We start from the raw sequence: 25905 nt of genomic DNA on the forward strand, positions 1-25905 counted from the left end.
CGACCATGAGCAGCAACATCATCCTCGGCCCGAACCAGTATGGAAAAGCCGAAGTCCGGGTCGTCAAGATCACCCGCGACACCCGCCGCCACGAGATCGAGGACCTGAATGTCACCTCCCAACTGCGCGGGGACTTCGAGGCCGCCCACCTTGAGGGCGACAACGCCCACGTGGTGGCCACGGACACCCAGAAAAACACCATTTTCGCTTTCGCCCGTGACGGCGTCGGCTCCCCCGAGGCGTTCCTGCTGCGGCTCGGAGAGCACTTCACGTCCAGTTTCGACTGGGTCACCGGCGGCCGTTGGGAAGCCGAGTCCTACAGCTGGGACCGCATCCAGGCCCACGGCTCCGGGCACCACCACTCGTTTGTGCGCAACGGCCAGGAAGTCCGCACCGCCGTCCTGGTGCGCGACGGCGCCGGCACCCACCTCATCGCCGGGCTGAAGGACCTCACGGTCCTCAAAACCACCCAGTCTGGCTTTGTGGGCTACGACAAGGACAAATACACCACGCTCCCGGAAACCACGGACCGCATCCTGGCCACCGATGTTTCAGCGCGCTGGCGCTTCAGGACCACGACTGACTTCAGCACGCTGGACTTCAACAAGAGTTACGCCGACATCAAGGCCCTCCTGCTCGAAGCCTTCACGGAGAAATACTCCCACGCCCTGCAGCAGACCCTGTTCGATATGGGCAGCAAGGTCCTGGAAGCCCACCAGGAGCTCGACGAGATCAGGTTCTCGATGCCCAACAAGCACCACTTCCTGGTGGACCTTTCGCCGTTCGGCCTCGATAACCCCAACGAGGTCTTCTTCGCGGCAGACCGGCCCTACGGACTGATCGAAGCCACGGTCCAGCGCGACGACGCTGTCCCTGCTGAGACGGCCTGGTCCGGCATCGCCGGGTTCTGCTAGCTTTCAGCACGGGACCACCACCGGACATCACAGCGCGAAATTCATCCGACTGAACTGCCTGACGGCAGCCATCGAAAGGACCAGCAATGGCCATCACCGTGACCGACCCCCAGCCGATCGAGCGGGCTGAGGAAATCCTCACGCCCGAGGCACTGGCGTTCATTGAAGAACTCCACCAGCGCTTCGGCGGCACCCGCAACGAACTTCTTGCTGCACGCCGGGTCAAGCGGCAGAAGGTCGCAGAAACCGGCAAGCTGGATTTCCTCCCGGAGACCCGGGACGTGCGCGACGGCGACTGGAAAGTTGCAGCGGCGCCGGCACCTTTGCAGGACCGCCGGGTGGAAATGACCGGGCCGGCATCGCCTGCCAAAATGGCCATCAACGCCCTGAACTCCGGCGCCAAGGTCTGGCTCGCGGACCTCGAGGATGCCAGCACTCCCGCCTGGGGCAACGTCATCGACGCCATCCTGAACCTCCGGGACGCGGCCCGGGGCACGCTCAGCTTCACGTCGCCCGAAGGCAAGGCGTACTCCCTGCGGACCGATGCTCCGCTCGCTGTGGTGGTGGCCCGACCGCGCGGCTGGCACCTGCCGGAGAAGCACGTGCTGATCGACGGCGAACCCGCCGTGGGTGCGCTGGTGGACTTCGGCCTGCACTTCTTCCACGTGGCCAGGCAGCTGGTGGAGAACGGCCAGGGTCCGTACTACTACCTGCCCAAGATGGAGAGCCACCTTGAGGCCCGCCTCTGGAACGAGGTGTTCGTCTTCGCCCAGGACTTCCTCGGACTGCCGCAGGGCACGGTCCGGGCCACCGTCCTGATCGAAACCATTCCTGCCGCGTTCGAGATGGACGAGATCCTCTACGAACTCCGGGACCACGCCTCGGGCCTGAACGCGGGCCGCTGGGACTACCTGTTCAGCATCATCAAGTACTTCCGTGACGCCGGTGAGCAGTTTGTCCTCCCGGACCGCGCTTCCGTGGCCATGACGGCTCCCTTCATGCGGGCCTACACCGAGCTGTTGGTCAAGACCTGCCACAAGCGCGGCGCCTTCGCCATGGGCGGCATGGCGGCGTTCATCCCCAACCGCAAGGAGCCGGACGTCACGGCCGCTGCTTTCGAGAAGGTCCGCGCGGACAAGACCCGTGAAGCCAATGACGGGTTCGACGGTTCCTGGGTGGCGCACCCGGATTTGGTGTCCACCTGCCAGGAGGTGTTCGATGCCGTGCTTGGCGATCCGGAAAACGGCGGCCGTCCCAACCAGCTGGACAAGCAGCGCCCGGAGGTCACTGTCACGGCCGATCAGCTGCTGGACATCGCCTCAGCAGGTGGCCAGGTCACCGAGGCCGGGCTGCGCCTCAACCTTTACGTCGCCATCGCCTACACGGCGGTGTGGCTGTCCGGCAACGGTGCCGTGGCCATCCATAACCTGATGGAAGATGCCGCCACGGCGGAGATCTCCCGGTCCCAGGTGTGGCAGCAGATCCGGAACAAGTCAGTCCTGGCGGACACCGGCAACACCGTGACCCGGGAACTCGTGGAGCGGATCCTGGGTGAGGAAACGGAACGGCTCCGGGCGGAGGTGGACGAGGAAGCGTTCCAGGGCTACTACGAACCCGCCAGCCACCTGATTGCCGGCATCTGCCTTTCTGAGGACTACACCGATTTCCTCACCCTGCCGGCCTACGAACTGGTGGACTGAGGCATGGCGGTGTCCCCCACTCCTGCACTGTCCGCGGCGGACACCGCCCACATCGACGCCCAACTCGCCGCTACGGATCGTCTTCTGGAGCGGAACTATCCGGGCGATGACGGCTCGCGCCAGCCCGTGCACAGTGTCTACGTCCCTGCCGACCGGTTTACGCCGTCGCTCGCTGCGGATTGGGGTTCCCAGGCGCTGGCGACGGCGGCGGCCCACGGCGGGCTGGAACGCCTGGGCGCGTTGCTGGGCCAGGACGCGGAGCTCGCCGGGGCGGTTGGGTCCCGGGTCCGGGCAAAGCTGGAAAGCGAACCGATCGAGGACCTGCGCCTGGACTTCGAGGACGGTTACGGCGCCCGCGGGGACGAAGCAGAAGACGCCGACGCCGTTGCTGCCGCCAACGCTGTGGCTGCCGCAGTTGCCGCCGGCACCGCTCCCCCGTTCATCGGGATACGGTTCAAGTGCTTCGAAGCTGCCACCCGGGCCCGCGGGCTCCGGACGCTGGACCTCTTTGTCTCCGGGCTTGCAGCGGCCGGCGAACTTCCCGAGGGCCTGGTTCTGACCCTGCCCAAAGTCAGCACCGTTGCCCAGGTCCAGGCCATGGACTATGCGGTGTCCCGGCTTGAAGAGGTCCACTCCCTCCCTGCCGGCCGGCTCCGCTTTGAGGTCCAGGTGGAAACCCCGCAGCTCATCCTGGGGCCGGACGGCACCTCCCCGGTAGCGCTGCTGCCGCACGCTGTTCCCGGCCGAATCAGCGGGCTGCACTACGGCACCTACGACTACTCCGCGTCGCTGCAGATTTCCGCCGAATACCAGTCCCTTGCACACCCTGTGGCGGACTTCGCCAAGGAAGTGATGCAGCTGGCTGTCGCGGGAACGGGTATCCGGCTTTCTGACGGTTCCACCAACATCATCCCGGTGGGTGACAACGTCGAAAACGCCTGGGCGCTGCATGGCCGGCTGGTCCGCCGGTCCTTGGAGCGCGGCTACTACCAGGGCTGGGACCTCCACCCCGCCCAGCTGCCCAGCCGCTTCGCCGCGACCTATGCCTTCTACCGCGAAGGCCTTCCGGCTGCCGCGGCCCGGCTGCGGAACTATCTGGCGCGGACCCCGGGAGCCGTGCTGGATGAGCCCGCAACGGCCCGGGCTCTGGCGGCCTTCGTGCTGCGCGGGTTCCAGTGCGGCGCCGTCGGTGCCGACGAGATCCAGGTGCTGGCCGGCGTCGAGCTTTCCCGGCTGACCGCACTGGCGCACCCGCGGCTGGCGCAGTCCACTTCCAAATCACAGCCCGCCTCGCAGCCCCAGTCCATCTCGAAGTAAGGAAGGCTCCACCATGGGCACGTACTACTACCCCCAGGGCGGCCTGCCGCCGCAAACGCACCTCACCACGGAGCGGGCCATCGTCACGGAGGCGTACACGGTCATCCCCAAGGGCGTCTTGACCGACATCGTGACCAGCAACCTGCCGGGTTTCTCCAACACCCGGTCCTGGATCATTGCCCGCCCGATCTCCGGCTTTGCCACCACCTTTTCGCAGCTGATCGTGGAGATCGGCCCGGGCGGGGGCGCCCCCAAAGCAGAGTTCGAGGCCGGGGTGGAAGGCGTCATTTTTGTCACCACGGGCAAGGTCAACCTGACCCTGAACGGCGAACTGCACCAGCTTGCGGAGGGCGGCTATGCGTACCTGGCCGCCGGTTCCGGCTGGGGGCTGGAGAACGTCTCGGATGAGATCGTCTCCTTCCACTGGATCCGCAAAGCCTACGAACGCCTCGAGGGCTACGAGGCGAAGTCGTTCGTCACCAGCGACCAGGACGTGGAACCGACGTCCATGCCGGACACGGACGGCGTCTGGAAGACCACCCGCTTCGTGGACCCCAACGATCTGGCCCACGACATGCACGTGAACATCGTGACGTTCCAGCCCGGCGGCGTGATCCCGTTCCCGGAGACGCACGTGATGGAGCACGGCCTGTACGTCCTTGAAGGCAAGGCCATGTACTTGCTCAACAGGGACTGGGTGGAAGTGGAAGCCGGGGACTTCATGTGGCTGCGCGCCTTCTGCCCGCAAGCCTGCTACGCGGGCGGACCGGGCGAGTTCCGCTACCTGCTCTACAAGGACGTCAACCGCCAGATCCGGCTCACCTGAGCTTCTCGCCGGTACTGGAGTGACCAGGCTGACGCCTGTGACAAGGCCGCCGCGTACTATTTGGCAATCGAAAGAAGCAACTGAAAAAGGTTGCAGTTTGCCCTAGCGCTAGGCCCGAAGGCAGGCGCACCATGGATTTACCGGATCACAACCATCGAAAGTGAGTCCGGAGTCAAGCCCCCGCTCAGTCGGGCGTGCTGTTTGAAAAATGGGGACCAAGAAGGCCGCGGCTGCCACGCTGCTCCAAGCGCGACATTTTGCTCGGTTGCGCGCGGTTTTGCGCTGCCCAAAAAATTGTGAATCGCATCCTTACAAGGAGCAATAAATAATGTCTGGCACTACAACTACGAAAAGCCGTTCAATGCGGGCAAGGATCGCTTTGGTTCCGGCCCTGTCGTTGAGCTTGCTCGGGGGCTCCGCGGTGTTTGCTGCCCCGGCCCAAGCTGACAATGACCGTGATTCAAAACGTGGATGTACAGTCGAAGCCCTGAAGCCTTCGGACGAACGCGGGGTGTGGGTGAACTTCAGGATCAAAGTGGATTGCACAGATGGGAAGCGGACTGTCCACATCAAGCAGGTACGCTACGAAGCTGATCGCGGCCGGGATACCAGGCTGGGCGACAGCTACATTGAGCGCGATGTGAGGGGCCACAAGGTAATCGACAGCCTTGACAAAGTCCGGCAGAACCTCGACCGCCGCGGCAGCGAAGAGGTCTATCACGTGATCTGGTACGGGGTTGAGAACAAGGATGGCAAAGTGACGAAGTGGCACTACGACAAGAGCCCCACCTTGAGGTACGTCAACTCGCACTATGACCGCTAACTGACAACCATGCAGTACCAATCAACGCAGTACTAATCAATGCAACCCGGGAGCCAGGGGCCCACAACCCCTGGCTCTTCGATGCCCCCGCAGGTCAGACCGTGGCGGGGTCCGTGTTGGCGCCGCAGAGAATCACGGCCACGCGTTCCCCGGCCGCCGGGACATAGGCGCCGGACTGCAGGGCTGCGAACGCTGCAGCCGCCCCGTGCTCCACGATGATGCGGTACTCCTGCCACAGCAGGGAACGGGCGGCCACGATGTCCTCGTCCGAGACCAGCACAGCGCGGACGCCGGTGCGGACCGCCACCTCAAACCCGATCCGGCCAATCCTGCGGGCCCCAAGGGAGTCGGCGGCGATGCCGGCGACGGCCACGTCCACGGGTTCCCCGGCGGCGAGCGCGGCGTGGAGGGTGGGCGTTGTTTCGGATTCGACGCCCACCACTGTGGCCCGGCCCTCGACGGCGGCCGCAACGCCCGCCATGAGCCCGCCGCCGCCTACGGCCACCATAATGGTGTCCACTTCGCCCAGCTGCTCCAGCAGTTCGGTTCCGATGGTCCCGGCGCCGGCTGCGATCTCCGGCTGGTCGTAGGCGTGGCAGTAAACGGCGCCGGTCTCGGCGGCGTAGGCGATGGCGGCGTCGTACGCTTCGGAGTATTCGGTTCCCTGCTGAACCACGTTGGCGCCGACGGCCCAGAGCTTTTTGACCTTCACGGCGGGAGCCGTCTCGGGCACAAATACCGTGGCGGGGACGCCGAGTTCCCTGGCGGCATAGGCGTTGGCGAGGCCGGCGTTTCCCCCGGAGGCCACCACGATGCCAATGTCATCCTTCAGTTCGCCGTGCTCGCGGCAGGCCAGGACCCGGTTGAACGCGCCCCGGGCCTTGAACGTGCCAGTGTGCTGCATGAACTCGCACTTGAGCCACACATCGCAGGGGAACATTCCGGCGTCGGCCTTCAGGACGGGTGTGACGCGGATCCTCGGTGCGATCCGGGCGGCCGCTTCGTCAACGTCGGTGCGTGTAATCAAGGGGAAATCCTCGTTCCGGAGTGCGGCTTGCGGGCGGTCTTCAGGCTATCGCGGGAAGATGGATCAACGCCCCTTCCCGGAAGGACCCACGATGACCTACACGGTGAACTGCTCCATCCTCCTGACCGAGCTTCCGCTGCCCGAACGTCCGGCCGCCGTCCCACAGGAGGACGTCCGTGCCTGACGAACGCTTTGACCTGGTGATCCGGGGCCGCACCCTCACCGCCGACGGCATCGCCCCGCGGGAAGTGGGCGTGCGGAACGGCAGGATCGTGGCCGTCGAACCGCTCGGCAGCGGCCTCGCCGGCACTGAACCGGCCGGCACTGAACTGGCCGGCACTGAACTTGTCGAGCTTGCCGACGACGAAACGCTCCTTCCCGGCCTCGTGGATACCCACGTCCACGTTAACGAGCCCGGCCGCACCGAGTGGGAGGGGTTCGCCTCCGCCACCCGCGCCGCGGCGGCCGGCGGCGTCACCACCATCATCGACATGCCGCTGAACTCCATTCCGCCCACCACCACCGTGGAGGGACTCAAGCTCAAGCGGGACGTGGCTGCGGACCAGGCGTTCATCGACGTCGGGTTCTGGGGCGGCGCCATTCCAGGCAACAAAGCGGACCTGCGCCCCCTGCATGACGAAGGCGTGTTCGGCTTCAAATGCTTCCTGCTGCATTCCGGCGTTGACGAGTTCCCGCACCTGGACGCGCACGGGCTGGAGGAGGACATGGCCGAACTCAGGACCTTCGATTCCCTCATGCTGGTGCATGCCGAGGACTCCCGCACCATTGACCACGCCCCGCACCCGGGCGGCGGCGACTACGGGACGTTCCTGGCCTCCCGCCCGCGCGATGCCGAGAACACAGCTATCGCCGAGGTCATCGAACGGGCACGACGGACCGGCGCCCGCGCCCACATTGTGCACCTCTCGTCGTCGGACGCCCTGCCCATGATCGCGAGCGCAAAGCGCGACGGCGTCCGCCTCACCGTGGAGACGTGCCCGCACTACCTCACCCTCATGGCCGAGGAGATCCCCGACGGCGGCACGGCATACAAGTGCTGCCCGCCCATCCGCGAGGCGTCCAACCGCGAGTTGCTGTGGATGGGGCTGCAGGACGGCACCATCGACTGCATCGTCTCGGACCACTCCCCCTCCACGCTGGACCTGAAGGACCTGGAAAACGGCGACTTCGCCATGGCCTGGGGCGGCATTTCCTCCCTGCAGCTGGGGCTCGCCCTGGTGTGGACCGAAGCCAGGCAGCGCGGCATCACCCTGGCAGAGGTGGTTTCCTGGATGGCTGAGAAACCCGCCGTCGTGGCCCGCGTGCACAACAAGGGCCAGCTGGCTCCCGGATTCGATGCGGACTTCGCGGTGTTCGCACCGGACCAAACGTTCGTGGTGGATGCCGCCAGGCTCAAGCACAAAAACCCCATCACGCCCTACGACGGGAAGGCGCTCACCGGCGTCGTCCGGAAAACATACCTGCGCGGCGTTGAGGTGGACGGACTGACACCCCGCGGCAGGCTGATCCGCCGCCGCAGCGTGTAGCCCCCTCCGGACGCTCTCTCACTTAATGCGGGAAATCCCCGGACGCTCTCTCACTTAACGCAGCTCCAGCGCGATGCACACCGGCCGCATGGCCCCGGCACAGGAACAGCACAGCTGCACCCGCAACCGTGGAATGAACACATTCCCGAGCCTGGAGCAGGATCCATGCAACGTTCCACCGGTGCCATTCTCTCCTCCTCCGCCCTTGCGGTGGCCCTCGCCCTGACGGGCTGCGGAACCGGCACGGGCGCCACCTCCACGGGGTCCTCCGCCACGGCGACGTCCACCGCGACGTCCACAGCGGCGTCCGCGGCCGGAGCGGAGGCGAACGGGACAGAAGCTGCAACGACGACGGCGGGGACCACCCTTTTCGCGGACGGCGCCTCCCATTCGGTCAGCATCACGTGGAACGCGGATGATTACGCCGCCATGATCGCCGCCTATGAGGCTGACGGCTCCAAGGACTGGATCACGGCCAACATCACCATCGACGGCACGCTGGTGTCCAACATAGGCGTGCGCCTCAAGGGCAACTCCACCTTGAGGAGCCTCAGCGGCGGCAGCGATATGGGCGGCCCCGGCGGAACGTCGGCCGGGATCTCCTCTGACGTCCCCGAATCGCTGCCGCTGCTGATTGATTTCGACAAATATGTGGACGCCCAGACCTATGAAGGCCTGACACAGCTTTCGCTGAGGCCGGGTTCCCCCGTCCTGAACGAGGCCCTGGCGCTTGCGCTGACTGCGACCAGCGGCCAGGCCACGCAACGCTACGCCTACACCACCTACTCGGTTAACGGCAGCGCCACCCAGACCCGGCTGCTGGTGGAAAACCCGGACGAGGCGTACGCGGATTCCCTGTTCGACACCGACGGGGTCCTCTACAAAGCGGATGCCGAGTCCAGCTTTACCTACCAGGGCGACGACCTGGCCACTTACGAGGAACAGTTCAAGCAGCTCAACGCTAAAAAGACGGCGGACGTCCAGCCCGTTGTGGACTCCCTCAGGTGGCTGTCCGAAGCCAGCGACGAGGAGTTCGACGCCCAGCTGGGCGAGTGGGTGGATGTGGAGTCCTTCGCACGCTACACCGCCACAATGAACCTTTTGGTCAACGGCGACGACATGGCCGGCCCCGGCCAGAACTACTACCTCTGGTACGACCTCGGGACGAAAAAGATCTCCGTGATCTCCTGGGACCTGAATCTGGCAATGACCGGCAACGCGGCCGCATCCCCGGACGAGCAGCTGTCCATCGGCGGCGGTGGAAACGGCGCAGGTGGCGGCGGTGGCGGGGCAATGCGGCCACCCGGGCAAAATGACGACGCCGGTGCGCCCCTTGCGGGATCCGGCCGCGGCGGCAACGAACTGAAGGAGAGGTTCCTGGCCTCGGCCGCCTTCCAGACCGCCTACGACGACGCCTACGCAGAGCTCTATCAGCAGCTGTACGCCAGCGGGACCGCCGCCGGCCTGCTGGACGCGATCGCCGCCGTCGTGCCCTCAAGCGATGGTCTGACCGCCGACGAACTGGCAGCGGAGACTGAAACGCTCCGCACCTTCCTGCAGGAACGCACCGATGGGCTCCGTGCGGCAGCGGCCTCCTGAACTACGCTGCGCGGAGCCGGCCCAGGCAGTAGTTCTTCGCGAAATGCCGGACCGGTTGCGGAAGCCGTGGATACACCGCGGCCGACACACGGGTGGTGCGGTCGAAGAGGCGGCTGCGGCGCGCACTCCACGGCAGGCCGTAGCTGCTTCGAAGGCGATCGGGCAGGAGACCTGCGGTGATGAACCGGATCACTGGCATGCTCATCCGTAGCCAGAGCGGGCCGGTTGGCGGGTAGAGCAGATCGCGGCCGACGCGCGCCGTGACATCGTCCGGCTCGAGTGCCTGCATGCGGGCGTCCCAGTACTTCCTAAAGGCTGCCCTGTCAGCCGGCCAGAGTTCCGCCGGCAGCTGCAGGACGGTACCGAGGCGGGCGTAGTCCTTATACATCAGCTCGGCTGTCTCGTCGTCCATCGGGCCGTAGATCTTCTCGTAGACGGTGACCGCGGTGTCGTACAGCGTTGCCACCACCCAGAGTTGCGCGTGCGCGTCGAAGGCGCTGTATCCGTGGTGGCCTGCCCCGGCCTTGCGGCGCACAACAGCGTGGGCGCGGTTTACGCTGCGGCGGACAGCTGCCACCTGGTCCTCAGTTCCGTACCTCACCGCGTACACATAGGTGAGCGTGGCACGAAAACGGTCCAAGGGCCGCGAGACGAAGTCGCTGTGCTCGGCCACACCGTGGCCCACCGCGGGGTTGGCGATCTGCAGCAAAATGGCACGCCCGGCTCCCGCGAGCAGAACGCCTTCCGCTCCAATATCGGCCACGTTGCGCACCATGCCCACACGATACCCAGAATCCCCGCGGCCGGTACAGGGCCTGTCCGGCGACAATTTGCCTGAGTTCCGGCTGTCTCCTTCGGTCCTGGCGGCCGTCGCACTCCTCGCCATTGAGGAACGGTTGACACTTGGTCAGGCGGTCCTATACTTAGCCATGCCCGTGACCGGCCGAGCCGTCTCCGCCGCGGTGCTGCTCGTCGTTGGGGCAGGACTGGCTCTGCTCGCTGTGCTGGTCCACTACGAATTTATGAGAGTGTACGGCGATATCACCGCTACCGCGTTGGAAGGGCTCATGTGGGGGCTCACGGCCGGTCCCGCCGGGTTGGCGCTCGGCCTGGTCGCGGTAGTTGCCTTGATCGGCTTTATGCTCTCGACACGACTCTGGATGCGGCTGGCAGCCGTGGCCATCCCGGTCCTCATGCTGGTGGGGATGTTCGCTGTCACCCCCTCGGCACTGGGGCAGCGGCTTGCGGTGCAGTTCAACTCGACTCCGCAATGCGTGATTGAGGGCATGGATGAACGCACGGCCAGCGCAGACCGTGAGTCCCAGCAGACGTTCGATTCCATCGAGCACATCGGGCATTTCGGTGGTGGCGGCATGAACGGTGTCGGTGGCTGTACCCGCGGTTTTGTGCTCTCGGGAGACGCCGATGTGCTGCAGCACTACCGTGCAGCGCTGCCAGCGGCGGGCTGGGACGTGGTCGAGGATGACGGGCGCCACCTTCGGGCCCGGCTTGATGGCAGAGCGTTCGCGGTGATGCCCTGTCCCCGAGGCGGTGTCGTCTGGGCAGGAAGCGACGACGACCCCGCGTTCGGGCAGGGAAGGCCTGAGCTGGCGGGCGCTGAAATCTGTCCGCACGACCTCTGAAAAACGGCGTGACGCTGCCCTGGCCCGCAACCTCGCGCGTGGCTGGTTCCGTTGGTGGCCTGTCAGGCCTGCAGCGGCACGGTCAGGTGACCGAGTTCCGCCGTCCGGGGCGGGTTGGCCCCTGGCCGTGAGCAGGTGATCGCCGCGGCGCGGTTGGCGTAAGCCGCGAGCGCCTGCAATTCCTCCACGGTGAGCGCCTGCAGCCGGCGCCTTCCGCCGGCGCCGAGGGCTGAGAGCTGGTCCAGGCCAGAGATGAGGGCTGCCATGAACGAGTCGCCCGCCCCCACAGTGTCCGCCACCTTGATGGGTTCGGCGGCCAGCTCCACCCGGCCCCGGCGGGCGAGGATGACAGGGCCCGCCGCGCCACGCGTCAGGGCGACGATGGCCGGCCCGAGCTCCAGCCACGCTGACAGTGACTGCTCCGGCGTCCGGTCCGGGTAGAGCCAGGCGAGATCTTCGTCGCTGGCCTTGACGATGTCACTGGCGGTGACAAAGCGTTCGGTCTGTGCCCGCGCCGCGTCCACGTCCGGGCTAATCCCGGGCCGGCAGTTCGGATCATAGCTGATACTCGCGTGCTCCCGGGCTGCCGCCAGGAGGGCAAGCGTGGCCTGGTCGCCCGGCGCCACCACGGCGGCAATGGATCCGGTGTGGACGTGCCTGGAACCCTGAACCGCTTCAAGGGCAGGCAGGGCTGCCCCGTTGATGTCCCAACTGATGGTGAACGCATAGCTGGCGCCGCCGTCGGGCCCCAGCGTGGCAGTGGCCGTCGACGTCGGTGCGCTGCCGCCCCGGATCGCGGTGACGCCGTTCACGCTCAGGTGTTTTTCGATCATGTCCCCGTATGAATCGCCGGCGTAGTGGGTCACGAGGGTGGTCGCCAGGCCCAGCCGGGCCGCGCCGACCGCCACGTTCAGGGGGCTCCCGCCCGGGTGCGCCTCGGTGGGCGCCTCCCGGTGCGGGCCACTGATGATGTCCACAAGCGATTCGCCGATGACAGTGATCATGGTCAGCGGCCCGGGTAGACGACGGCTTTGAGCTGACCTGCCTGCTTGCCCGCTTTCAGGGCTTCTTCAGACTCGGCAAGGCTGAATTTGCCGGTCACCAGGATGTCCAGGTCCACCTTGCCGTCGGCGATCAGCTGGATCGCCAGCGGCCAGGTATTGGTGTACCGGAACACACCGGAGAGCCAGATTTCCCGGTTCTGGATGAACGACACGGGGAGCTCGACGTCGTCCGCCCCGAGCCCCACCAGGATCACCCGGCCTGCCGGGCCCACTGCCTTGATCCCGGAACGGACTGCCTGCGGGGCGCCGGAAGCGTCAATAAAGGCATCGACGTCGAGCCCTTCCACGCTATCCGTTTTCGCGTTGAGCGCGTGTGTTGCTCCGTGTTTGAGGGCGAACTCGAGCCGGTCGTCGGCGATGTCCGTGATGTAGATTTCCGTGGCTCCGAACGCACGGGCCGCCTGCGCGGCGATGATGCCGATGGGGCCGGCGCCGGCGATCAGGACCCGGCTGCCGGGCTTGATCCCGGCACGTTCACAGGCCCAGAGGCCCACGGAGAGCGGCTCGATCAGTGCTGCCGCCTCGTCGCTGACACTGTCCGGGATGTCGTAGGCGAAGTCGGACTGGATGGTCACGTATTCGGCGAAGGCGCCGTCGATCGGCGGGGTGGCGTAGAACTCGATGTCCGGGCAAAGGTTGTAGCGGCCGGCCTTGCACTGCTTGCACGTGCGGCAGGGGCGCTGGGGCTCGACGGCGACGCGCCGGCCGATGCGGGCAGGGTCCACGGCGCTTCCGACGGCGGCGATCCGGCCGGACAGTTCGTGGCCGAGGATGAGCGGGTGGTCCACCACATAGTCGCCGATGCGGCCGTGCTCGTAATAGTGGACGTCGCTGCCGCAGACCCCCACGGCAGCCACTTGCACCAGGACCTGGTCGGCGTCGAGTGTCGGAACGGGCAGCGTTTCCATCGTCATGTCGCCCTGGCTCTTGAGGATGTTGGCCCGCATCGTGGCGGGCAGTCCGGAACCGGTGGCAGGTGACTGTGCGGTTGTTGTTGTCATCGAAGTTGTTCCTTTGCAGCTATGGGTGGGAAGGTTACTTGACTGCGCCCAGGGAGAGACCCTGGACGAGCTTGTCCTGGGCGGCGAAGCCGGCGAACAGTACCGGCAGGGAGATCACGACGGCGGCGGCGCAGACCTGGGCCAGGAAGAGGCCCTGGCCTGAGACGAAGCCGGTAAGGAAGACGGGCGCGGTCCCTGCCACCACACCGGTGAGGACCCGGGCCAGGAGCAGTTCGTTCCAGCTGAAAATGAAGCAGATCAGGGCAGTAGCCGCGATGCCGGGCATGGCCACCGGGGCGATGATCTTGCGCAGGATGAGCAGGAGGTTCGCGCCGTCGATCTGGGCTGCCTCCAGCATTTCTTCCGGCACCTCGGCCAGGAAGGAGCGCATCATCCATACGGCAATGGGCAGGTTCATGGACGTGTACATCAGGATCAGGAACCAGATGTTGTCCAGTGCCCCCACGGTCCGGGCGAAGAGGTAGAGGGGCAGGATCGCCGCCACCACCGGCATCATCTTGGTGGAGAGGAAGAAGAACATCACGTCCGTCCACTTCTTCACCGGCCGAATGGAGAGCGCGTAGGCGGCCGGGAAGGCCAGGAGCAGCACGAGGACCGTGGACAGGATCGATGCGGTGGCCGAGTTGATCAGCGACGGCCACGGGCTAACGCCGGAGGTTTCGCCGAAGAACTCCCGGTACGCGTCCAGGGTCAGGTTCGCAGCGATCGACGGCGGGTTGGTGGCGGCGTCGGTTTCGGAGTGGAACGAGGTGAGGATCATCCACAGGACCGGGACGGCGAAGAGCAGGGCGAGCAGCCAGGCGGCGATGCCGGCGGCGGTGTTGTTGCGGGTGGGGTCCATCCGGGTCTTGCCGCGGCGTGGAGTGCGGCCGGTGTTCAGCGCGGTGGGACCGGGAGGGGTGTTCTGCGGTGCGGCGGGGGTGAGGGTGCTCATCGTGCTGCCTCCTTCTTGAAGAGTGAAAAGACGGTGCGGAGTGCGAAGGTGGCCACGATGATGGTGCCGATGACCACCACGACGCCGGCGGCGGAGGCCAGGCCGTATTCGTTCGCGAAGTAGAACGTCTGGTAGATGGCGTAGGGCAGGTTGGCTGTGCCCAGTCCGCCTGCCGTGAGGGTGAAGACCGCGTCGAAGTTCTGCACGATGTAGATCGCGCCGAGCAGGCCGCCGAGTTCCAGGTATTGGCGCAGGTGCGGCAGGGTCAGGTGACGGAAGATCCCCCAAGGTGTGGCGCCGTCCATCTGGGCAGCTTCCACGGTGTCCATGGGGCGGGACTGCAGGCCGGCGAGCAGGATCAGCATCATGAACGGGGTCCACTGCCACACGAGGGAGAGGATTACCGCCATCATGGGTGCCTGGGAGAGGAGGTCCAGCTGGGGCGCCGTGGCGCTGCCGAACAGGGACCACACCCAGGTCAGGATGCCGTTGATCAGCCCGTAGGTGGGGTTGAGGAGGGCGTGCTTCCAGATCAGTGCCGCTGCCACAGGTACCACCAGGAACGGGGCGATCAGCAGGGTCCGCGCCAGGCCGCGGCCGATGAACTTCTTGTCCAGCAGCAGGGCCAGTCCCAAGCCGATGAGCAGGCTGATCAGCACGACGGAGACAGTGAGGAGGATGGTGGTGAAGATGGCCTGGCGCAGGTCCGGATCCGTGAGGACGGTGACGTAGTTCTCGAAGCCGGCGAAGGCGGTCTTGTCCGGGCTCAGGCTGTTCCAGTTCATAAACGAGATGATCAGCGTCACCACGAACGGAAGCTGCGTGACCAGGATAAGGAAGATCAGGGCCGGGAGCAGCGGTGCACGCCGGGCCCACGCCAGGGCGCGTTCCCGCGACCGGCTGTCTTTCGAAGGTTTGGCTGCGTGGTGTCCCGGGCGGGAGATGCGCGCCGTTGCGGTAGTCATGATGTTCTCCTGCGGTTCGGTTAAGGCTGCTTGTACTTGTTGGCGACTTTTTGGGCGGCTTCCTGGCCCTTGGCCAGCGCGTCGGCCACGGTGCCCTGGCCGGCGATGGCGGAACTGACACCCTGAGAGACGTTCGTGCCCAGGGCAGCGAATTCGGGAATACCCACAAACTGGATGCCGACGGCGGGACGTTCCTGCGCGCCGGGGTTCTTCGGATCGGCGTTCTCAATGGCGAAGCGTTCAGCTTCGAAGAACGGGGCGGCCTTCTGGAACTCAGCGTTTTCGTAGGTGGAAATGCGCTTACCGGAGGGAACCTTCGCCCAGCCGAGCTCGGAGGCCACGAGCTCCTCGTAGTCCTTCGAGCTGGCCCAGGCGATGAATTTCTCGGCGGCGTCCTGCTTCTTGGACGCCGCCTGCATGGCCCAGGACCAGGTCCACAACCAGCCCGAGGACTTGGTCTCCTTCACGGGTGCCTGGGCGTAGCCGATCTTTCCCTTCACCGGAGAATCCTCGGCTTCCAACGCACCTGCGGCCGACGTTGCGTCGTACCACATGGCAACGTTGCTCTGGCTCATGTTGTTCAGGCACTCGGTGAAGCCGGCCTGTGCGGCCCCTGCCTCACCGTGATCGCGGACCAGCTTGGTATAAAACTCCACGGCCGCGGTGAACTCCGGGGAGTTGACCTGTGCGTTCCAATCCTTATCGAACCAGGTGCCGCCGAAGGTGTTCACCACGGTGGTCAATGGTGCGAACACCTGGCCCCAACCGGGCTGGCCGCGGAGGCAGATGCCCTTCATACCCGGTTCCGCACCGTCTACCTTCGCCGCGATGTCCGCGACTTCGTCCCAGGTGGGCTTCGCCGGCATGGTCAGGCCCTTGGCTTCAAGGATGTCCTTCCGGTACATCAGGAACGAGGACTCGCCATAGAACGGTTCGCCGTAGAGCTTGCCGTCCTCCCCAGTGAGGGACGCCGTGTAAGCCGGCAGGATGTCGCCCTGATGAAACTCAGGGTCCTCGGCAACGTCATCCAATGGTGCCAGCCAGCCGTTGGCGGAATAGAACGGGATCTCGTAGTTGGACAGCGAGGCGACGTCATACTGGCCGGCCTGGCTTGAGAACTCCTGGCTGATCTTGGCCCGGACGTCGTTCTCCGGCAGGATCGTGTAGTTGACCCTGATCCCGGTTTCCTTGGTGAAGTTCTCTGCCGTGAGCCGCTGCAGGTCCTCCATCTGGGGGTTGTTCACCATCAGGACACTGATGCTGTTCGGGTCACCGGCGGAGTTGCCTCCGCCGGCTCCGGCACAGGCCGAGGCGCTCAGGGCGACGCACAAAGCGCCGGCGGCGAGGGTCGCAGCACGCATTTTTGGGCGCATTAAGGACTCCTTTGTTCTTCAGGGGATGCGCAGCCGGCTTGCGTCGACTGCGGTATCGACGTCCTGCGGCTGTGGCTGGCCCGTCATCGGGATTTCGATGGGCCGGGCTGGTCTTCCTCAACTGTAGGGGTGTGCGGTATGCCACAACTAGCGTCGTCGTTGACATATCCTGATACTTATTTTCCGCATGATCCGCACTGTGGGCGCTAATCTTGGGGAAGGCGCACGGTATCGTGTCCAAATTTCATGAAACCCCAAAGCCTGGAGAACCATCATGAGTGCTGCCGACCTGAGCGACGGAGCAACGGCCCGGCTGGCCGAAAGGCTGCTGGGCATGCGCGCCAACCGGGAGATCATCCCCCCTGATCCAAACCACTCCGTCCGGTGGCACCAGCATGACTACCCCAGCACCGTGGCACGGTGGAATTATCATCCCGAGTACGAGATCCACCTCATCCGCAAAGGCACCGGCAAGTTCATCGTCGGTGACCACATCGGCACATTCGAGGCCGGGCATGTCTCCCTGGTGGGATCAGGACTTCCCCACGACTGGGTCAGTGACCTCGAGCCCGGCGAGGTTATCGCGGGCAGGGACGCGCTGATCCAGTTCGATGGGAAGTGGGTGGAACAGACGGCAACCCTTGTTCCCGAATTCGCCGAAATCAAGCCCCTGCTCGAACAGTCCGCGCGCGGGATCGAGTTCCTGGGGACCACGGCTGTGACGGCGGCCGCAGCCATAGAAGCGATGGGGGCTTCCACCGGGCTGGAACGGCTACACCATCTCTTGGAGCTCTTTGCGATTCTTGCGCATGCTCCGCAGGAAGACCGGCGCTACCTGGCGGACGAATGGTTCAGGCCGCAGCTGGACGGACAGGCCGCCGCGGTGGTGGACATCGTCCTCGAGTATGTCTTCAGCAACCATGCCGGCAGCGTCAAAATGTCCGAGGCGGCCGCCCTGGTGGGGATGCCCGAACCGACATTCTCGAAATACTTCAAACGCGCCACGGGGCAGAATTTCAGCGACCTGGTCCGGAAGCTACGCCTTGCCCATGCCCGGCGGCTGCTCGAGCACAGCGATAAGGCCATCTCGGACATTTGCTACGAAGTGGGCTTCTCCAACCTGTCCAACTTCAACCGGCATTTCCTCAACGACGCCGGCGAAACGCCCCGGCAGTACCGCCAGCGGACGCAGGGCTGATGCAGACCCACGCAGCTACTGCACCGGAGACCCGGCAAAACCAGCGCGACGGCGGAACCTCCCGCCGTCGTCCGCGCACGTTGCGCTTAGGCGGCGCTGGCGCCCAGTTCCCGGTTGACGGCGGGCATGATTTCGGTGGCGAGGAGCTCGATGGAGCGGGCAGTTTCGGCGAAGGGCAGGCCGCCGAGGCCGATCTGGGCCATGTAGCGGGTGTTGCCGAGCGTTTGCTGGATGACCAGGAGCTTCTCGATGATCTGCTGCGGGCTGCCCACCAGCAGTCCGCCGCCCGGATCGCTCCAGTCATCGAAGGTGGAACGGGGGAAATGGTCCACGTTGCGCGGCATGTTCTGCTCGAAGTAGCCCCGGTAGTGCGGGTAGAACGTGTCCCGCGCCTGCTGCGAGGTGGCCGCGGCGTAGAAGTGGCCGCCCACGCCCACCGGCAGGGCTGCGGCATCGTGCCCTGCTTCGTCGGCGCTCTGGCGGTACAGCGCGGCCAGGCGGCGGAAGCGCTCCGGGCCGGACAGCAGGGCGATGAACAGCGGGAGGCCAAGCCGTCCGGCGCGGGCGAAGCTGGCGGGCGTGCCGCCCACGCCTACCCAGATGGGGAGCTTTTCCTGGCGGGGCCGCGGCGCAATGTCCATGCCTGGAATGCTTTGGGTCAGGTTGCCCTTCCAGTTCAGGACGGCGTTGTCGCGGAGTTCGAGGAGCATTCGCAGCTTCTCGTCGAACAGGCCGTCATAGTCCGCGGTGTCGTGGCCGAACAGCGGGTAGGACTCGATGAACGCGCCGCGGCCGGCAATGATCTCGGCGCGGCCGTCGGAGATGAGGTCCAGGGTGGCGAACTGCTCGAAAAGCCGGACGGGGTCCTGTGTGGACAACACGGTCACGGCCGTGCTGAGCCGGAGGTTGGTGGTTTCCCGGGCGATGGCCGCGAGGACGATTTCCGGGGCCGAGAGCGCGAAGTCGTGCCGGTGGTGTTCCCCCAGGCCCATAAAGCCGAGGCCCGCCTGGTCCGCCAGTTTGGCAAGCTCAATGATCTCCTTGAGCCGCTGCCCGGGTGAAAGGGCGCTGCCGGTATCGCTGCGGGTGAGTTCGCCGAAGGTAAAGATGCCAAAGTCCATGACTGCTTGAACATTCAAGTTTCTGGATTCATTCCCAAGGCAAGCGGACGACGACGGGTGGCGCCGCCGTCGTCCGCCCGCTGCGGTTACCCGCTGAAGAGCACCTTCTCCCAGGACAGGACTTCGGCGCCCCGTGCGTTGTTCGCCGCGACGTTGAACTTCACGTAGTTGGTGGCGTTGGCGGATCCGTCCACCGTGATGCGCTGCAGGTGGTCAGCGGCCGTGTCCTGGCCGTAGACAGCCAGCCATGGTGACCCCTCGGCAAGCGGCTGGTTTTCGGCATAGACGTGGCTATCGCCGTTGATGAGGTAAACGGGACCGTCGAAGCGGTTGGTCTCCTCGACGATGGCCTGGACGATCCCGCGGAAACCGGACATGGTTTCGGGGTCGGCGGTCGCCGTACCGAGCAGCGAGGGATCGAACATGTCGGCCTGGGTCATCAGGACCACGGCACGGTCGTTCCGGCGCGTAGCCTCGCTGAAGGTGGTCCGGATCTGCTCCAGGACGGCAGCGGTCCGGTGCTCCACTTCGGCCAGCTGCTCAGGTGTCGCGGCCGTCTCGCCCAGGCCGGTCCACGGCTGCAGGGAGTTGTTGCTGCCCTGGACATTCACCACGGAGAAAGCCACACGGTTCTGCGTGAAGCGGACATTCTCCGGCAGGCCCTGGCTTTCCTGGGTTGTGACGGGCATGGTCTCGCCCAGCGTCTTACCGGGTTCGTTGAAGAAGACCTGGCGCAGCTTGTCCAGCCGCTCCAGGGGGTTGTAGGCGCCGTTGTTGGTGCGGTGGCAGTCCACCCACTCGTTGTCGCCGGGGGTGAAGACCAGCGGGTGCTCGAAGGTATCGAACTCGGATCGGATGTGCTGGAAGTACTCGTCAGAACAGATGGATGACCCGTTCTTGATGTCTCCCACGTGCGTGACAAACTTCAGCCCGGTGTCAGCGTTGATGTCCTTTATCCGGGCCGGGAACTTGGCGATTTCAGCGGCGCCGTACGGGATGTCGCCGATGACGCCGAAGCTGAACGCCTGGTCGCTGACGGGGGCGCCGGCGGGAACACCCGCGCCGGACGGAACACCCGCGGCGGCGGGAACAGCGGACGGGCCTGCGAGTCCGGTTACGGACAAAAGCGTCACAAAGGCGGTGACGGCGCTTCTAACAAACACGGAGGTTCTCCTCGGTCAATGGCTGCTCAGGTGGCCGGGTTATCCCCCGGGCTGCGCTGGGCGTGTGCCTTAACAGACTTCAGGGCGAGGACCAACGTTCAGGGACCACATGGTTTCGGGGCCGTGAACAGCAGCTGTCCTGGTGACAGAGGGCCCGAGGGCCCAACAGGCCCGACGCTCAAAGGGCCGCCCGGAACCCTTCCACAAACAGCTGCGCCCTCTCCTCCACATACTGTTCCAAAGGCACAAGGCCGGCAGTGATGCCTGGGCGGCCGCTGAGGGCGGCCGAGTCTATGTAGAGCCGGGACGTTTCCCAGACGAGGACAAAATGCGGCGGCGGAAACCACTCTGTGGCGCCTTCGGCCGGTCCGGAGTCCGCCAGATCCGCTTCCTGGGCAAACTGGATGTAATGGCTCAGGCCCTCATGGAGTGGAACTGCGCGGTCCGGGAGGGCGAGCTGGAGTTCCCCTTCCCGCGTGACATTCAGATACACAGCACCGTGCGGATGGTAGGTGAAACCGTTGTCCCGCCGTTTGAACAAGGCGTCCGCCACGGGCCAGCTATCGCCGGGGATGGTCCCGGTTATCCCGGCCTGGGCGTACTTTTCGAGGGTGCGCGAACCGAGCTCACGGAAATACGGCACGAGACGTTCAATCCGTCGCTTCTGTTCAGCTTCGTCAGCGGCCATGGCCCGATCGTACGCTCCAGAAGCTCAACCTGTTACCTACGGTCCGCCCACGCCATGCTCTGCCCAAGCCACACGGCCGGGAACAAGTGCACTGCCCCGGCCGTTGGCATACCTACGACGTGCTGCGGGCTTGGGCCGGGCTGCACCCTACGGAACGGAACCACATGGTCAGGGCTGTCTGGAATGGAAAAGTCATTGCCGAATCAGGGGAGACAGTGGTGGTTGAAGGCAATCACTACTTCCCGCGGGACGCCGTTAATCCGGACTTCCTCAGGGACAGCGACCTCCATTCCTTCTGCCCTTGGAAGGGGCGCGCCAGCTATCACACCTTGGAAGTCGACGGAAAGCTGAACGTGGACGCCGCCTGGTTCTACCCCGAGACCAAGTCGCGGGCGAAGCCCATCGAGGACCGGATCGCCTTCTGGCACGGCGTGACCATCGAGGCGTAGTCCACTCACCCTGGGTGACGCGGACGACGGCGGGAGGCGGCCGCCGTCGTCCGCGCGCCAGTCATTCGCGCCAGTATCGGGCACCACCGGAATCGGCCACTAAGCTGAGCTGACCATCCAGAGTGATGGATGCAGCGGCAAAAGGGGGAACTGTTGGGTTCAGGTTCTGACGACGGGGATCTTCCGCATATCCGCCGGTCACCGAGCGGCCGCATTCCGCAGTGGGCCATCGATGAGGCACGGGGGAAACAGCCAGCGCCCGACCCCTGGCGGAGTGCTCCCGTTTCACAAATGACTGCCCGGCGAACCGGTTACGCCCGCAAGCGGCCTGTCCGCGCGCGTAAGTGGAAAAGGCGGGCGACCACGGTCCTGGGCCTCGCGCTGGTGGTGGTCCTGTACTTCACGCCCACCCTCTTCGACCGCTATGTACTGCCGGCGGCCGCACCCCATCTGCCGGGGGCGAAGGTGCCGCCGCCAGGATTTGAGGCGGCGCCGTCCCCGCTCGGACTGCCTCCGGCGTCCAGCGGATCCACGGCCTACGTCCTGCAGAAATCGCCGGACCCGGGCCAGCCATTTGTTGCCTACGATCCGTGCCGACCCGTGCACTACGTCGTCCGGCCGGACAATGCACCGCCGGGCACGGACCGGCTCATCCAGGAGGCCGTGGCCGCAGTTTCCGCCGCCTCGGGACTGCAGTTCGTCGACGACGGAACCACCGATGAAGGGCCGTCCGAAGCGCGCGAAACCTACCAGCCTGATCGGTACGGCAAGAAGTGGGCCCCCGTCCTGATCACGTGGTCAACGCCGGAAGAAGCACCCGAACTTGAGGGCAAGGTTGCGGGCACAGGCGGAAGCGCGTCAGTCCAGATTCCGGGCGAACCCTACGTTTCCGTCACCGGCCAGGTGACGCTTGACGCGCCAGGCCTCGCCGAAACACTCTCCCGGCCCGACGGTCCCCCGCTGGTCCGTGCCATCATCATGCATGAACTGGCTCACGTCCTGGGACTGGACCACGTGGACGACCCCACACAGCTGATGCACGAAGAGAACACCGGGCAGTTCGACTTCGGCGAGGGCGACAGGGCCGGGCTGGCCCTCCTGGGAACCGGGGCGTGCGTCCCGCGGTTGTGACTTCCGTGATCACGGGCCAGGTGCACGATGAAGACCCGGGATCATGGCTGGCTGCGACCTGGCAGTGTTTCGCTTTGCACCGCGTGCTCTTGGGTGTTCCGGGGAGCCACGGTAAGGGACGCCACGTTTTCCAGCCTCGGGTGCAGGTTGTCGCCGTGGTGCACCACGCCGGTTTGCCACCAGAGTTTCAGTCCTTCCGGGGTGACTTCGAGGCTGGCCAGATTGTTGTCGAACCACGGCCCCTTAACCCGTTTCCAGGCAAAGGGCGGGTCGGGTACACGCGCCGAGCGGGCCACCAGGGCGCCGATCGGGGCAGCAAAGCCGTAAGACAGAACGGCCCCAAAGGACCGCATCAGGCGGGGAAGTGGATTGCGGATCGGGGAGCACACCGCCTGCATAATTCGGCTTCTCGACGAGCGCTCAACCTCCGCCACGTAGGAAAAGTGCACGTCCCCGGACAGGAACGTCACCGTATCCGGCGCCGGGCCGCGCATGCCGTCCGCCACCTCGGCAGCCATAACGGCCACCGCATGGAAGCTCTTCTGGAAGGCACCCCAGTGCTCCAGATCCAGGGCCCGCCTAAGCTTTTCACCAACCTGGCCGACGTGCTTCCCCCAGGCTCCTTCGGACACGGCCTCATCCCAGGACTCGACATGGTGCAGACCCATCGGCAGCAGGAAAGGCAACGACGTCGCCACCAGGACATGGCGGAATCCCCCGCGCATCTGGGCGTCGAGCCAGGCCATTTCCTCGGCGTCGAGCAGGCCGCGGTTTTCCGGTTTCAGGTTCCGGGCGGCGCGGGAGTCGACCACGATCAGCCTCGTGTCACCAAAGTCCCGGCAGAAGCTCCATCGGTACGACTCAGGGTCCCGATCAGCCCGGTCCGCGAAACTGTCCAGCTCTGTGCTGAGATCAATTTCAGGTTCATCGTTCCGGTGCAGGGCGATCCGCTGCCAGAGGGCATCCTCGGCGCGCTCCCTCGGGGACAGGTTCCCCAGGTGTTGGTAGACCCAGTACGAGCCCAGTCCCGCGACGATCCGCTCATGCCACCAGGAAGTTGCTTCCATTTCCTGTTTCCAGCTCAGCGAGGAGTTCCAGTCGTCCCGGATGTCGTGGTCGTCGAAAATCATGGCGCTGGGCAGGGTGGACAGCAGCCATCGGTTAGCCGGGTCTGACCACGCGAGATGGTACAGGTGGGCATACTCCTCGTAGTCCTTGAGCTCCTCTCCGGGCGGCGCATCAATGTCCCGCCGGGAACGAATGAACTCCTGCATCTGCTCGCTGGTCAGATCTGCGTAAACCTGGTCTCCGAGGAAAGCCACCAGGTCCGGCCACGCCAGGCCTCCGCCGGCTGCCATCGCCAAAGCATAGGCCCGAAGCGAGTCCACGCCGTGGGTCCGGTTGCCCGCACTATCGTGCGGAACACTGGTGCGGCAGGAACCGTAGGCCATACGCAGCGGCTTGCCGGGCTTCAGGGTGGCGATCACCGGCGGCGGGTACTCGGAAGCGGCCTCAGGCCAGCACTGCGTTCCGTTGATGTCCAGGGTGTACTGCAGCACCGAACCAGGCTCTATGCCGTCCGCCTCCACCAATGCGTAATGGTGGCCGTGCACGGCGAAGGTGCGGGCCTCCCAGCTGCTGCCACCTGCGCGGACGGTGACACGGGAATCAGTTCGGGTTTCCACCCAGATGCTGGCGGAGGTCTCATCCACGTACCGCATCATCGGGCCAAGCACCAGGGAGGACATCGTCATGACTTAGTTGTACCCGTTCGGAGCCGCCGCAACCATGGGCACCAAAAACCCGAGGGCCCCACTGAACCGCGCAACCACTCAACCGCACGGGACGTTTGTCAGGCGAGCGCATGGAGGAACCGCTCCAGGCCGTCTTCTCCCAGGGATACCCCGAGGTGGACGAAGTCCGGCGGGCCGCCCCGGGGTCCTGCCGGCTGTTTCAGCAGGTCCGGCTGGTTGAGTAAGTCTGGCCAGTGTGGTGGTTCCCAGTCCTGGTGTTCGCTTCGGTATCGTCGGCCGGAGGGTGAGATCCAGCCGGGTGGTTCGTTTTGGGTGGCCGGGGTGGGGGTCCAGGGTGTGGTGTGTCGGAGTTTGTGGTGGGCCGGGCAGGCCTGGCCGAGGTTGCTGATGCCGGTGGTCCCGCCTTGGGCCCAGGCGAGGAGGTGGTCCGCTTCGTTGTCCAGGGACTGGTTGTTACAGCCCGGGAAGGAGCACTTGCCGTCCCGCAGCCGCAGCCAGTTCCGCATGGCTTTGGTGAGCCGGTAACTGGTCCGGCCGATTTCCAGCGGCGCCCCGTCCCGCGGATCGATCAGGACCCGGTAGAACGAGCCGGCCCCGTTCGCCACGAGGTCCCGGGCCATCGACGCCGGAATCGGGCCGTAACCGTCCAGCATCGCCGGTTCCTCGGTGACGCCGAGCAGGGAAAACACCGGGACCGTCACCAGGACCTGGGCCCGCGGCGGCGGGACCTGCCCCGGACCGGATCCTTCGTGGTCTCCGTTGCTGAGTTGGTTTCCGCCGCTGAGCTGGTTTCCGTGGTTGAGGAGGGCGGTGGCGAAGGCGTCGGCGCGGAGCTGGGTGAGGGTGCGGTCCTCGTCCGGGCCCTGCAGGCCGCGGGCGATCGCGGTGGTCCGGTTCCAGATGGCTGCGGCCTGGTCTGCGGGGAGGTAGGCGGTGAGCCAGGCCATGCCGTCCTGGTCCGGGCAGTATTCCACCCGCCGGTCCAGGAGGCCTTTGGCGTGGCGTTTCTCGAGGCTTTCGGTGTGGTGGCGTTCGCGCCAGGTCCGGGCCCGGTGCCGGAACCGGGACGCCGGCATCTCCCCGGCGGGACAGCCGCTGGCCGCGCCCGGCGCGTCAGGGTCCAGGAAGTGTGCCTCCAGCGCCGCGGCGCCGGCGGGGTCGAGGGTGGCGGCTTCGTCCGCCATGACCCGGGCGTGCTGCCAGGAAATGGACCCGGATTGCAGGGCGGCCAACGTCAGCGGCAAAGCAGTGGTCAGGGCGTGGGACACGGCCAGGAACGAACCGGCCGCCCGGCCGCCAATGGTCATGGCACACGCGACCTCGGCGGTGACTGCCATCTCCCGGGCCTGTGGCGAAGCGTCCGGCGGGGCCGCCGCGTCCGCGGCCGCAACAAATGTCGCGGCAGTCAGGGCTTTCAGCCCGGCAATTTGCGCGTCCGCTCCCGCCGCCCCGGCCAGGATATCCAGGCAATCCCCGGATAATTCCTGCAACGGATCGACCCCCGGAGAAAGTCCACCAGGGCCAGATTCGCCCGCCTCACCGGTGAGCACGCCGTTGACCACTCCGGTGAGCACAGCAACGGCAGCGGTGATCTCCGCGTACGCCTTCGCCACCACCGGATTCCTCATATACCCATCATGACAAGGG

At 65.7% G+C, this 25905-nt stretch carries 23 protein-coding genes; 11 read left to right on the forward strand and 12 right to left on the reverse strand.

All coding sequences use genetic code 11. The features are described from left to right. Positions 1–5: 5 nt before the first annotated feature. From pucL to IDT60_RS16710, 5 genes are all read left to right on the forward strand, one after another. Positions 6–914, forward strand: coding sequence for a factor-independent urate hydroxylase (gene pucL, locus IDT60_RS16690; protein WP_191079893.1), 909 nt, complete (start codon positions 6–8; stop codon positions 912–914). An 86-nt stretch (positions 915–1000) separates the two neighbouring features. After that, positions 1001–2614, forward strand: a complete 1614-nt coding sequence (gene aceB / locus IDT60_RS16695; RefSeq protein WP_191079894.1) for a malate synthase A — start codon at positions 1001–1003, stop codon at positions 2612–2614. A gap of 3 nt (positions 2615–2617) precedes the next feature. Continuing rightward, complete coding sequence (locus tag IDT60_RS16700) at positions 2618–3931, forward strand: aldolase (protein ID WP_191079895.1); 1314 nt, start codon at positions 2618–2620, stop codon at positions 3929–3931. Positions 3932–3944: 13 nt separating this feature from the next. Next, positions 3945–4757: a bifunctional allantoicase/(S)-ureidoglycine aminohydrolase gene (locus IDT60_RS16705; protein WP_191079896.1), complete on the forward strand. Its 813-nt coding sequence runs from the start codon at positions 3945–3947 to the stop codon at positions 4755–4757. A gap of 535 nt (positions 4758–5292) precedes the next feature. Then, complete coding sequence (locus tag IDT60_RS16710) at positions 5293–5580, forward strand: hypothetical protein (RefSeq protein ID WP_191079897.1); 288 nt, start codon at positions 5293–5295, stop codon at positions 5578–5580. A 94-nt stretch (positions 5581–5674) separates the two neighbouring features. On the opposite strand, the gene IDT60_RS16715 is transcribed toward IDT60_RS16710, so the two are convergent. After that, on the reverse strand, positions 5675–6607 hold the full coding sequence (locus IDT60_RS16715) for a threonine/serine dehydratase (RefSeq protein ID WP_191079898.1): 933 nt from the start codon (positions 6605–6607) through the stop codon (positions 5675–5677). Between the two features lie 176 nt (positions 6608–6783). On the opposite strand from IDT60_RS16715, the gene allB reads away from it, so the two are divergent. Next, positions 6784–8154: an allantoinase AllB gene (gene allB / locus IDT60_RS16720; RefSeq protein WP_191079899.1), complete on the forward strand. Its 1371-nt coding sequence runs from the start codon at positions 6784–6786 to the stop codon at positions 8152–8154. A 165-nt stretch (positions 8155–8319) separates the two neighbouring features. Beyond that, complete coding sequence (locus IDT60_RS16725; RefSeq protein WP_191079900.1) at positions 8320–9753, forward strand: CotH kinase family protein; 1434 nt, start codon at positions 8320–8322, stop codon at positions 9751–9753. A 1-nt stretch (position 9754) separates the two neighbouring features. On the opposite strand, the gene IDT60_RS16730 is transcribed toward IDT60_RS16725, so the two are convergent. Beyond that, on the reverse strand, positions 9755–10528 hold the full coding sequence (locus IDT60_RS16730) for an oxygenase MpaB family protein (protein ID WP_164204913.1): 774 nt from the start codon (positions 10526–10528) through the stop codon (positions 9755–9757). A 154-nt stretch (positions 10529–10682) separates the two neighbouring features. On the opposite strand from IDT60_RS16730, the gene IDT60_RS16735 reads away from it, so the two are divergent. Next, positions 10683–11396, forward strand: coding sequence for a hypothetical protein (locus IDT60_RS16735; protein ID WP_223883770.1), 714 nt, complete (start codon positions 10683–10685; stop codon positions 11394–11396). A gap of 62 nt (positions 11397–11458) precedes the next feature. Here the strand turns inward: IDT60_RS16735 and IDT60_RS16740 are convergent, their stop codons facing one another. Genes IDT60_RS16740 through IDT60_RS16760 form a run of 5 tightly spaced genes read right to left on the reverse strand, consistent with a single transcriptional unit; the run spans position 11459 to position 16754 of the window. Further along, complete coding sequence (locus IDT60_RS16740) at positions 11459–12400, reverse strand: carbohydrate kinase (RefSeq protein WP_191079902.1); 942 nt, start codon at positions 12398–12400, stop codon at positions 11459–11461. A gap of 2 nt (positions 12401–12402) precedes the next feature. Next, positions 12403–13461 carry an NAD(P)-dependent alcohol dehydrogenase gene (locus tag IDT60_RS16745; protein ID WP_191079903.1) on the reverse strand — a complete coding sequence of 353 codons (1059 nt, stop codon included), beginning with the start codon at positions 13459–13461 and terminating at the stop codon, positions 12403–12405. Between the two features lie 34 nt (positions 13462–13495). After that, a complete protein-coding gene (locus IDT60_RS16750) occupies positions 13496–14416 on the reverse strand; it encodes a carbohydrate ABC transporter permease (RefSeq protein WP_191079904.1) in 921 nt (306 codons plus the stop codon). Next, on the reverse strand, positions 14413–15381 hold the full coding sequence (locus tag IDT60_RS16755; protein WP_191079905.1) for a carbohydrate ABC transporter permease: 969 nt from the start codon (positions 15379–15381) through the stop codon (positions 14413–14415). Before IDT60_RS16755 ends, IDT60_RS16750 begins: the two co-directional genes overlap by 4 nt. Before the next feature lie 20 nt (positions 15382–15401). After that, positions 15402–16754 (reverse strand): sugar ABC transporter substrate-binding protein, encoded by a 1353-nt coding sequence (locus IDT60_RS16760; protein WP_191079906.1) that lies wholly within the window; start codon positions 16752–16754, stop codon positions 15402–15404. 274 nt (positions 16755–17028) lie between these two features. On the opposite strand from IDT60_RS16760, the gene IDT60_RS16765 reads away from it, so the two are divergent. Further along, entirely contained in the window at positions 17029–17952 is a 924-nt protein-coding gene (locus IDT60_RS16765) for an AraC family transcriptional regulator (protein ID WP_191079907.1), read from the forward strand. Between the two features lie 86 nt (positions 17953–18038). Here IDT60_RS16765 and IDT60_RS16770 read toward each other — a convergent pair whose 3' ends face one another. The 3 genes from IDT60_RS16770 to IDT60_RS16780 form a co-directional block, all read right to left on the reverse strand. Beyond that, positions 18039–19091, reverse strand: a complete 1053-nt coding sequence (locus tag IDT60_RS16770) for an LLM class flavin-dependent oxidoreductase (RefSeq protein WP_223883771.1) — start codon at positions 19089–19091, stop codon at positions 18039–18041. A gap of 68 nt (positions 19092–19159) precedes the next feature. Next, positions 19160–20236 (reverse strand): metallophosphoesterase, encoded by a 1077-nt coding sequence (locus IDT60_RS16775; protein WP_191079908.1) that lies wholly within the window; start codon positions 20234–20236, stop codon positions 19160–19162. Between the two features lie 178 nt (positions 20237–20414). Beyond that, on the reverse strand, positions 20415–20924 hold the full coding sequence (locus tag IDT60_RS16780; protein ID WP_191079909.1) for a hypothetical protein: 510 nt from the start codon (positions 20922–20924) through the stop codon (positions 20415–20417). 164 nt (positions 20925–21088) lie between these two features. On the opposite strand from IDT60_RS16780, the gene IDT60_RS16785 reads away from it, so the two are divergent. Both IDT60_RS16785 and IDT60_RS16790 read left to right on the forward strand, forming a co-directional pair. After that, a complete protein-coding gene (locus IDT60_RS16785; RefSeq protein WP_191079910.1) occupies positions 21089–21373 on the forward strand; it encodes a DUF427 domain-containing protein in 285 nt (94 codons plus the stop codon). 291 nt (positions 21374–21664) lie between these two features. Beyond that, entirely contained in the window at positions 21665–22504 is an 840-nt protein-coding gene (locus IDT60_RS16790) for a peptidase (RefSeq protein ID WP_223883772.1), read from the forward strand. Positions 22505–22545: 41 nt separating this feature from the next. Here IDT60_RS16790 and IDT60_RS16795 read toward each other — a convergent pair whose 3' ends face one another. Beyond that, positions 22546–24258, reverse strand: coding sequence for an alkaline phosphatase D family protein (locus IDT60_RS16795; protein WP_191079912.1), 1713 nt, complete (start codon positions 24256–24258; stop codon positions 22546–22548). 98 nt (positions 24259–24356) lie between these two features. Continuing rightward, on the reverse strand, positions 24357–25886 hold the full coding sequence (locus IDT60_RS16800; protein WP_191079913.1) for an HNH endonuclease signature motif containing protein: 1530 nt from the start codon (positions 25884–25886) through the stop codon (positions 24357–24359). Positions 25887–25905 lie beyond the last annotated feature (19 nt).

The sequence above is a fragment of the Pseudarthrobacter sp. BIM B-2242 genome (assembly GCF_014764445.1).
Lineage (GTDB): Bacteria > Actinomycetota > Actinomycetes > Actinomycetales > Micrococcaceae > Arthrobacter > Arthrobacter luteus_A.